The organism is Desulfofundulus thermosubterraneus DSM 16057 (assembly GCF_900142025.1).
Classification (GTDB): domain Bacteria; phylum Bacillota; class Desulfotomaculia; order Desulfotomaculales; family Desulfovirgulaceae; genus Desulfofundulus; species Desulfofundulus thermosubterraneus.
In genome coordinates this window covers 46790-53077 of sequence record NZ_FQZM01000024.1, presented here as the reverse complement: position 1 = coordinate 53077, position 6288 = coordinate 46790, and the positions used below count along the sequence as shown (strand labels likewise).

Sequence of the window (6288 nt, the reverse complement as noted above, 5' to 3'; positions counted from 1 at the left end):
ACAGCTTTTTAGAGCATCAATGAAAAATATTGAGATAGGAAGATTATCCTATAAACCCGGGGATTGTGCCAGGTGGGTAGGGTTTGACGCTTACAAAGAAAAAACCGGGCTGGAATCATCAGGTGTTCCAGCCCGGTTTGCTTTAGAAGCTTTACAGGGTCATGGTGACGGCCTGGCTGTTCGGATCCCAATCCACGTTGGCACCCAGAGCCTGGGCAACCCAACGGAAGGGCAGCATGGTCCGGCCGTTGGTCACTTCAGCTTTAACGTCCATGGTCACGGCCACGCCGTTGATCAGCATGACGTTGCTGCCGATGGTGAACTGGACGACCTTGTCGCCCTTGATCAGGGTCACCTTGCCGCCGCTGTAGAGGATGTTCTCAGGAGCCACACCCACGGCCTGGGCGGAGTACCGCACGGGAACGTAGGTCCGGCCGTTCTTCACGTACGGGGCCACATCCATGGTCTGCTCCACACCGTTCACGGTGAACTTGGTGTCGCTGACCTTGAACACTACGGTAGCAGTCTTCTCGCCGGGAGCGGGAGTGACAACGTTGGCAACTACAACTTTCGCGCAACTGCTTTGATCAAATTCACCTTCATCCAGAGCAGTGGCAGAACCATCACTACCTGGGTTAGAGGTACCAAACAACCAACCTTGCTTGCTCTTATCGTTGGCTACAACAGCATCACCTTTAATGGAAGCTTCAACGGTCCCCTCAGGAATGGTACGGTCGAGGTCAACCTTCGCTCCAGAGATCTTGATCTTGCTAGGCTTAGTACTGGCATTGTCAATGGGGATGGTCAAAACATTATCATTCGTGTCGATCCCGTCGGTATCGATGTCAACATTACCTTCAATAACCTCAACAACAGGATCGCTAGACCACTCTACACCATCCGGAAGCTCCACAATTAAATTACCTTCAGCTAAAGCTTCTTTCTTCGTTTCAGTAATGATAATGTCTCCAATCGGCTGTCCCTTTACGCCTACCTTGATGTCCTTAGCTTCGGATGTGACAGTCACGGGAGTTAGTGCCTTACCGACAAGGACTTCGCCTTCAACGCCGCCACGACCGGAAACCTTTGCTACGATGTCACCGCTGGCATTAGCTTTAATTGAGACGGTAAACTTGAGCTTAAACTCAGTCTTCCCATTACCATCAGGAATTACAAACTCTACTTCGTTGCTGGTACCATCGATGTCAGCCTTAATGACATCCTCGAAAGAATTTTCCGCACTCTTACCGTCGCCAGTGTTGGGATCGCTGATGTTTTTAGCGTCAGTTACATCAACATCAGTAATCTTAACCCAGTTCGGAAACTCAATCTTGGTCTTACGGTTGGCGATAAGAGAATTGTCTACGTTCTCTTTGATATAAATTTTAGTTAACTCAGAATCAAATTGACCGGCAAGTACCTCTTCTGGATCTCCATCAGCCTTGACCGTGACACCAAAGTCTACATATTTAGCAATTACCAGGTCAGCATCATCAATCTTGTCCCCGGAAATGCTTACTTCGACATCGCCATAATTGGCACCGTCCTCCGCCACGATCCAGGGATCAATCTGAATGATACCCCGCTGAGCCCTCGAGTCTACGGGATCAAACGTGAACTCGAAGGTACGACCATCAACTTTGGTCGCAGTGACAACAGAGCCACTTAGCCCGCCTAAGAAGCTAATCTCACTGCTGTCCATTCTGCTATCCCACTTGAATTTGGCCGGAAGCTTAATGGTGATTTTCTGCACACCATTACCGATAGCGCCAACAGCATTCTCGGTAATCCGAATGGCACCGCCCTGACCACTCTCGCCGATAGTTTTCACTTCAATTGCGGTAGCGGTCGTATCACCGCCGGCCACTCGTCCTAAAACGAACTTGCCGCCAGTAATGCCGGAATCAAAGCCTTCTACAGTGACCTCGATGTCGCCGCCAGCGAATCCGTCAATGTCAACAATCGGGCGAATCTGAATGGCATCCACATTATCGTTGATACCAGAAGGAAGAGTTATGTCAACAGTATAGTCGCCAGTCTTCTTTACATTCGCAACATTAAGTTCGGTGTAAGCACCACCACTGTTACCACTGTTAGACCAATATACAAAATTTTGCACTGTGTCAAATGTATTTTTAATTTTTACGCCAGAGGGAAACGTAATAGTAAAGGTCCTACCAGCCACCAAATCGCTGGGGAAATCACTATCTTCTTTAAAAGTCAAAACTCCGAGTGGCTGATTTTTAGCGTCGTCGGCTATAACAGGAACCGTCGAAACACGGTTTTCTGTCGCCGCGCTCGCCGGTCCCACCATCGGCACCAGCAGGGTCGCCAGCAGGGCCAAGGTGGCCAGGATGGCAATCAGTTTCCTGGATTTACGCATCCAGTTTTAACCTCCTTTAAAATGTATTTTGCCGATTTGCTTTCAATCGTCGTACCTGGCAAGGGCTTTTCCTGCCGCCCATCCCCCCTTTTCCGTTTTCCCGTCTCCTGGTTCGTCCGGGCTGCGTTGCGTGCTGCCACTTTGTTCCTCCGGGTGCAGTAGCACCCTCGTTAACCAGCAAGCCACCGAGGTAGGGATATTCTACATCACCCTCCAGAATTCCTCCTTGCCTGGACGGGCTTTCCTCGGTTACCTGGTTAGTTAGACAACTGGAAGGGCGAAAAAGTTCCACCCGGAAGAAAAAAATTTTTTCGAGAGCCGCCGGCACAATGCAAACAGCGGTTGCCAAATGGTCTACGTCAAGGGATATGTTTTTAAAGTTCGTCGCAGCAACACTCTGTTTGGTGTGTAATCAGAGCAGGAGGTGGTTTTCATGACCCGTGAAGTCCTTGCAGATGAGCTACTCAAGCTCCCGCCCGGTGAGCTGAAGCAGGTCCTGGATGTGCTTGTCGAAAAGCTTGTTGTCAGGCAGGATCTGGAACTGGCCAGGGAGATCATTGAGCAGTACAGGCCGGCTCTGGAGGAGCTGGCTTCCAGATGAAGTGGGTAACCCCACAGGCTGTGGAAATGATACGCGAAGAGGTTATCAGGATATTACTGGTGGTCTTGATGGTATCCGCAACCGCGATCCGGGTTGCGCGCCCTTCTTTCCTATTGTTTACCGTATGAATTCATGCTAGACTATAGTAAGAAAACCACCAAAGGAGAGATGCATGTGGAGTTCGTATCTCCAACTCCTAAAGGTCAGGTGACAATTCCCAAACCCATCCGCGATGCCCTGGGTCTAACGCCCAAAACCAAACTGCGGGTGTATGCTGATAGGGGCAGGGTGGTTCTGGAACCCGTGTCTCCCCTGGATAGCCTTCTGGAGGAGCTGGAAGCCGAAGCCCGCCAGAAAGGATATACCAGAGAAGACCTGGAGCGGGAGGTCGAGGCCGTGCGGGAACAACTGATCAAGAAACTTTATCCGGCGGGAGATTAACTGTGCGAGTAATGCTTGATACCAACGTGCTCATCTCTGGCATGGTTTTTTCTGGGCCGGAGCGACGCTTGCTGGAAGTCATTCGAGAAGATCATGTTCTCGTGGTTGACGATTTCCTCCTGGCGGAAACCCGGGAAGTGCTGACGCGCAAGTTCCCAGGCAGAGAACAGCTTATTAACATCATGTTGCAATCCTTCAAGGTTGAAAAACATCCAATGCCCCCTACGGAGAAAATTTGGGAGGCGGCAAGGTACCTTCGCGACCCGAAAGACGCTGCTGTCCTGGCCTCGGTACTGCTCGCGAATCCGGACATCTTCGTCAGCGGGGACAAGGACCTGCATACTCCGGACGTACGGGCCCTGACCCGTGTATGCACAACAAGACAAGCATTAATGCTGCTGGAAAAGGGATGAAGCTGCTGCTCACGCATTGTTTCTTGCCGGGTGTATTTTGAACTCTTACTTTGATTGTTACGTCTCGTTTGTCCTGGCCGCATCCAGAAACGTAAAGCCGGTCACGGGCGACCGCCGCCTGTTCAACGCAGCCGGCGCGCATCTTCCCTGGATCGTCTGGATTCAAGAATGGCAAAGGGAATAGAGAGGCGGGGAGTGATTTCAGTGACCGAGGCAGCACCCAGGGAATCTTCCCTCCGGGGTACACTGACTTACGGCGATTACCTGCAAATCGACGACGGGCGGCGGTACGAATTGATCGAGGGGGAACTGATTTTGACACCTTCGCCCGGTTTTTTGCACCAGTACATAGCGGCCAACGTCGGCGGGCTATTACGGGCCTACGTGGATAAGCACAACATGGGGCTGGTATTATTTGCGCCTTTCGATGTGGTGCTGGCCGACAACCTGGTTCTGCAGCCGGACGTCCTCTACCTTTCCCGGGAGCGCTTTGACCTGCTCACTGAAAATTGCTTGAAAGGCGCGCCGGATCTGGTGGTGGAAGTTCTCTCACCGGCCTCGGGGCGCCGCGACCGGCTGGAAAAAAGCAGGCTCTACCTGAAACACGGCGTGAAGGAGTACTGGGTGGTGGATCCTTTCGCCCAGACCGTGGAAATATTCAGTGCGGGGGAAAAGGGGTGGCTTCTGGCCGGCGCGTACGGCCCGGAAGATACACTTAGCTCTCCCCTTCTTCCCGGTTTCTCCGCCAACGGGGAAGAAATATTCCGCCTGCCTGAAGGGCTGGTGCTGTAATCCCCGGGCTTTTTTCTTGACCTGTAAATAATGATGCGATTTTACGCAGGTGCCCTTTACAGGTATTCCTCCAGCTCGGAAAGGCTGTTGATTTCAAAGATGTTGTCCAGAATCATGCCCAGGGCATATTCATCCAGCGTCCTTATTTTTTCTACATACGGAGCGGGGAGTTTTTTAAACTTCCGGTAGAGAAGCCTTAAAACATTCTCCCTGAGCGTTTCCCGCCTCCCCTTTTCCATGCCTTTTTCTATGCCTTTTTCTATACCTTTTTCTATGCCCTTATTAAAAATCCTGCGGTAACCGGCAGACTGTTCCAGATCGAGCATGTTTTCCACCTCCCGGAAAATCATTCCATGTGCACTGCAGCGGGTCCCTTTTCTGTCCGGCATTCCAGGATCAAATCGCTTCTCTTTTTCTCCACCAGGGGAAATTTGATATTCAATTGCCGGATCACCTGCATTTCTATCTGGCAGAAAAAGCGGATCAGGTCCTCTTCGCTGTCTGTAAAGAGTTCCTTCATAGTGGTGTCATATTTATCCTTTGGCATGTCGTCGGTCATCTATATCACCATCTTCATTTTACCAGGTAGTGGTCCGGGAAGCAATTAAAAAGGCCGTAAATCCAATCCCGGTACTGATACCGGTTAACGGCCCGGAGCGATTGGTGATATAATATTGTTTCAAGAGGTGTTTTATGGTGACTGCCGAACTCCTTGTACTGGAATCCCGCATCCGCCTGGAGTTACAGCAACTGGAACGGCTGAGCGAGGAACTGCAAAAGACGCTAAAGCCCTATAAAAACAGACCGGTAAAAAACACCATCATCCTGCGCGCCCTCGGCTCTATTCTGCACGATTTTTATTCCGGGTGCGAAAAGATTTTTTTGCATATCGCCAAGGAAATAGACAGGACCGCTCCCAAAAGTGAAAGCTGGCACCGGCTGTTACTGGAGCAAATGACCCTGCCTTTGAAGGGGATTCGCCCCCCGGTAATAACCAGCGAACTGGCCGGTGAGCTGGCCCCTTTTTTGAGCTTCCGCCACCGTTTTCGCCACCGTTACGGTTTTGATCTGGAGTGGGAGCGCATGGAATCCCTGGTTAAAGCCATGCCGGATACGGTGGAACATTTTCAGCGGACAATCAATTCCTTTTTGGATATGCTAGCGGAGGCGGACGACAGGGAACAAAACGGTGGTGATCACCATGGCCTACAGTGAGCAGGATCTGGCTGAAATGCGGGCCGGGCTTTTAAAAAGGCGGGAGCAGCGTAAAAAGGAACTGGCTCAAAGAAAAGAGCTGGCCCTGGCCGCCGCCAAACGGGCCGCCGGTGTAGTCCGCCGGCATGGCGGCTGCCGGGTCTGGCTTTTCGGTTCTCTGGCCGGAGGCGGCCGGTTTGACGAGCATTCGGACATCGACCTGGCTGTGGCGGGCCTGCCCCGGGAGGCGGATTTCTGGCGGCTCTATGCCGATGTACTGGCGGCAGCGGAACCTTTTTCCGTGGACCTGGTGTTGATGGAAGCGGCCGGGCCGGAACTGAGGGAAAACATCCGCCGGCATGGCGTGGAAATTTAGCTGCCCGGCTGCCTTTTCGATGATGCCAGCGCGCTGAGCTTTTTAGCCACCGTACTCAAAGGCAACACATCCTTTCAAGGGGGGTGCC

The 6288-nt window shown here is 51.9% G+C and carries 10 protein-coding genes; 7 read left to right on the top strand and 3 right to left on the bottom strand.

The window, feature by feature from the left end; translation table 11 throughout:
- Positions 1 to 151: 151 nt before the first annotated feature.
- Complete coding sequence (locus BUA65_RS10265) at positions 152 to 2383, bottom strand: copper amine oxidase N-terminal domain-containing protein (protein WP_072869449.1); 2232 nt, start codon at positions 2381 to 2383, stop codon at positions 152 to 154.
- Between the two features lie 433 nt (positions 2384 to 2816).
- Between BUA65_RS10265 and BUA65_RS18265 the strand changes: the two genes are divergently transcribed.
- The 5 genes from BUA65_RS18265 (at position 2817) to BUA65_RS10250 (ending at position 4630) form a co-directional block, all read left to right on the top strand.
- Positions 2817 to 2984 carry a hypothetical protein gene (locus tag BUA65_RS18265; RefSeq protein WP_165613235.1) on the top strand — a complete coding sequence of 56 codons (168 nt, stop codon included), beginning with the start codon at positions 2817 to 2819 and terminating at the stop codon, positions 2982 to 2984.
- A 174-nt stretch (positions 2985 to 3158) separates the two neighbouring features.
- Positions 3159 to 3425: an AbrB/MazE/SpoVT family DNA-binding domain-containing protein gene (locus BUA65_RS10260; protein ID WP_242655842.1), complete on the top strand. Its 267-nt coding sequence runs from the start codon at positions 3159 to 3161 to the stop codon at positions 3423 to 3425.
- Positions 3426 to 3436: 11 nt separating this feature from the next.
- Positions 3437 to 3838: a putative toxin-antitoxin system toxin component, PIN family gene (locus tag BUA65_RS10255; protein WP_242656303.1), complete on the top strand. Its 402-nt coding sequence runs from the start codon at positions 3437 to 3439 to the stop codon at positions 3836 to 3838.
- A 37-nt stretch (positions 3839 to 3875) separates the two neighbouring features.
- Positions 3876 to 4022 (top strand): hypothetical protein, encoded by a 147-nt coding sequence (locus BUA65_RS18260; RefSeq protein ID WP_165613234.1) that lies wholly within the window; start codon positions 3876 to 3878, stop codon positions 4020 to 4022.
- A gap of 20 nt (positions 4023 to 4042) precedes the next feature.
- Complete coding sequence (locus tag BUA65_RS10250; RefSeq protein WP_072869445.1) at positions 4043 to 4630, top strand: Uma2 family endonuclease; 588 nt, start codon at positions 4043 to 4045, stop codon at positions 4628 to 4630.
- A gap of 56 nt (positions 4631 to 4686) precedes the next feature.
- Here the strand turns inward: BUA65_RS10250 and BUA65_RS18575 are convergent, their stop codons facing one another.
- A complete protein-coding gene (locus tag BUA65_RS18575; protein WP_207543883.1) occupies positions 4687 to 4956 on the bottom strand; it encodes a DUF4351 domain-containing protein in 270 nt (89 codons plus the stop codon).
- A 20-nt stretch (positions 4957 to 4976) separates the two neighbouring features.
- Entirely contained in the window at positions 4977 to 5189 is a 213-nt protein-coding gene (locus BUA65_RS18570) for a hypothetical protein (RefSeq protein ID WP_072869442.1), read from the bottom strand.
- Positions 5190 to 5323: 134 nt separating this feature from the next.
- Here BUA65_RS18570 and BUA65_RS10235 point away from each other — a divergent pair, with 134 nt between their 5' ends.
- Positions 5324 to 5845 (top strand): ribonuclease toxin HepT-like protein, encoded by a 522-nt coding sequence (locus BUA65_RS10235; protein WP_013824392.1) that lies wholly within the window; start codon positions 5324 to 5326, stop codon positions 5843 to 5845.
- The gene (locus tag BUA65_RS10230) at positions 5832 to 6200 is read left to right on the top strand and encodes a nucleotidyltransferase family protein (RefSeq protein ID WP_013824393.1); all 369 of its coding nucleotides are present in this window, start codon (positions 5832 to 5834) and stop codon (positions 6198 to 6200) included. Before BUA65_RS10235 ends, BUA65_RS10230 begins: the two co-directional genes overlap by 14 nt.
- Positions 6201 to 6288 lie beyond the last annotated feature (88 nt).

Coding starts and splice junctions, on each gene's coding strand:
- BUA65_RS10265 (WP_072869449.1), bottom strand. CDS start 2,383: ATGCGTAAATCCAGGAAACTGATTGCCATCCTGGCCACCTTGGCCCTG.
- BUA65_RS18265 (WP_165613235.1), top strand. CDS start 2,817: ATGACCCGTGAAGTCCTTGCAGATGAGCTACTCAAGCTCCCGCCCGGT.
- BUA65_RS10255 (WP_242656303.1), top strand. CDS start 3,437: ATGCTTGATACCAACGTGCTCATCTCTGGCATGGTTTTTTCTGGGCCG.
- BUA65_RS18575 (WP_207543883.1), bottom strand. CDS start 4,956: ATGCTCGATCTGGAACAGTCTGCCGGTTACCGCAGGATTTTTAATAAG.
- BUA65_RS18570 (WP_072869442.1), bottom strand. CDS start 5,189: ATGACCGACGACATGCCAAAGGATAAATATGACACCACTATGAAGGAA.
- BUA65_RS10235 (WP_013824392.1), top strand. CDS start 5,324: ATGGTGACTGCCGAACTCCTTGTACTGGAATCCCGCATCCGCCTGGAG.
- BUA65_RS10230 (WP_013824393.1), top strand. CDS start 5,832: ATGGCCTACAGTGAGCAGGATCTGGCTGAAATGCGGGCCGGGCTTTTA.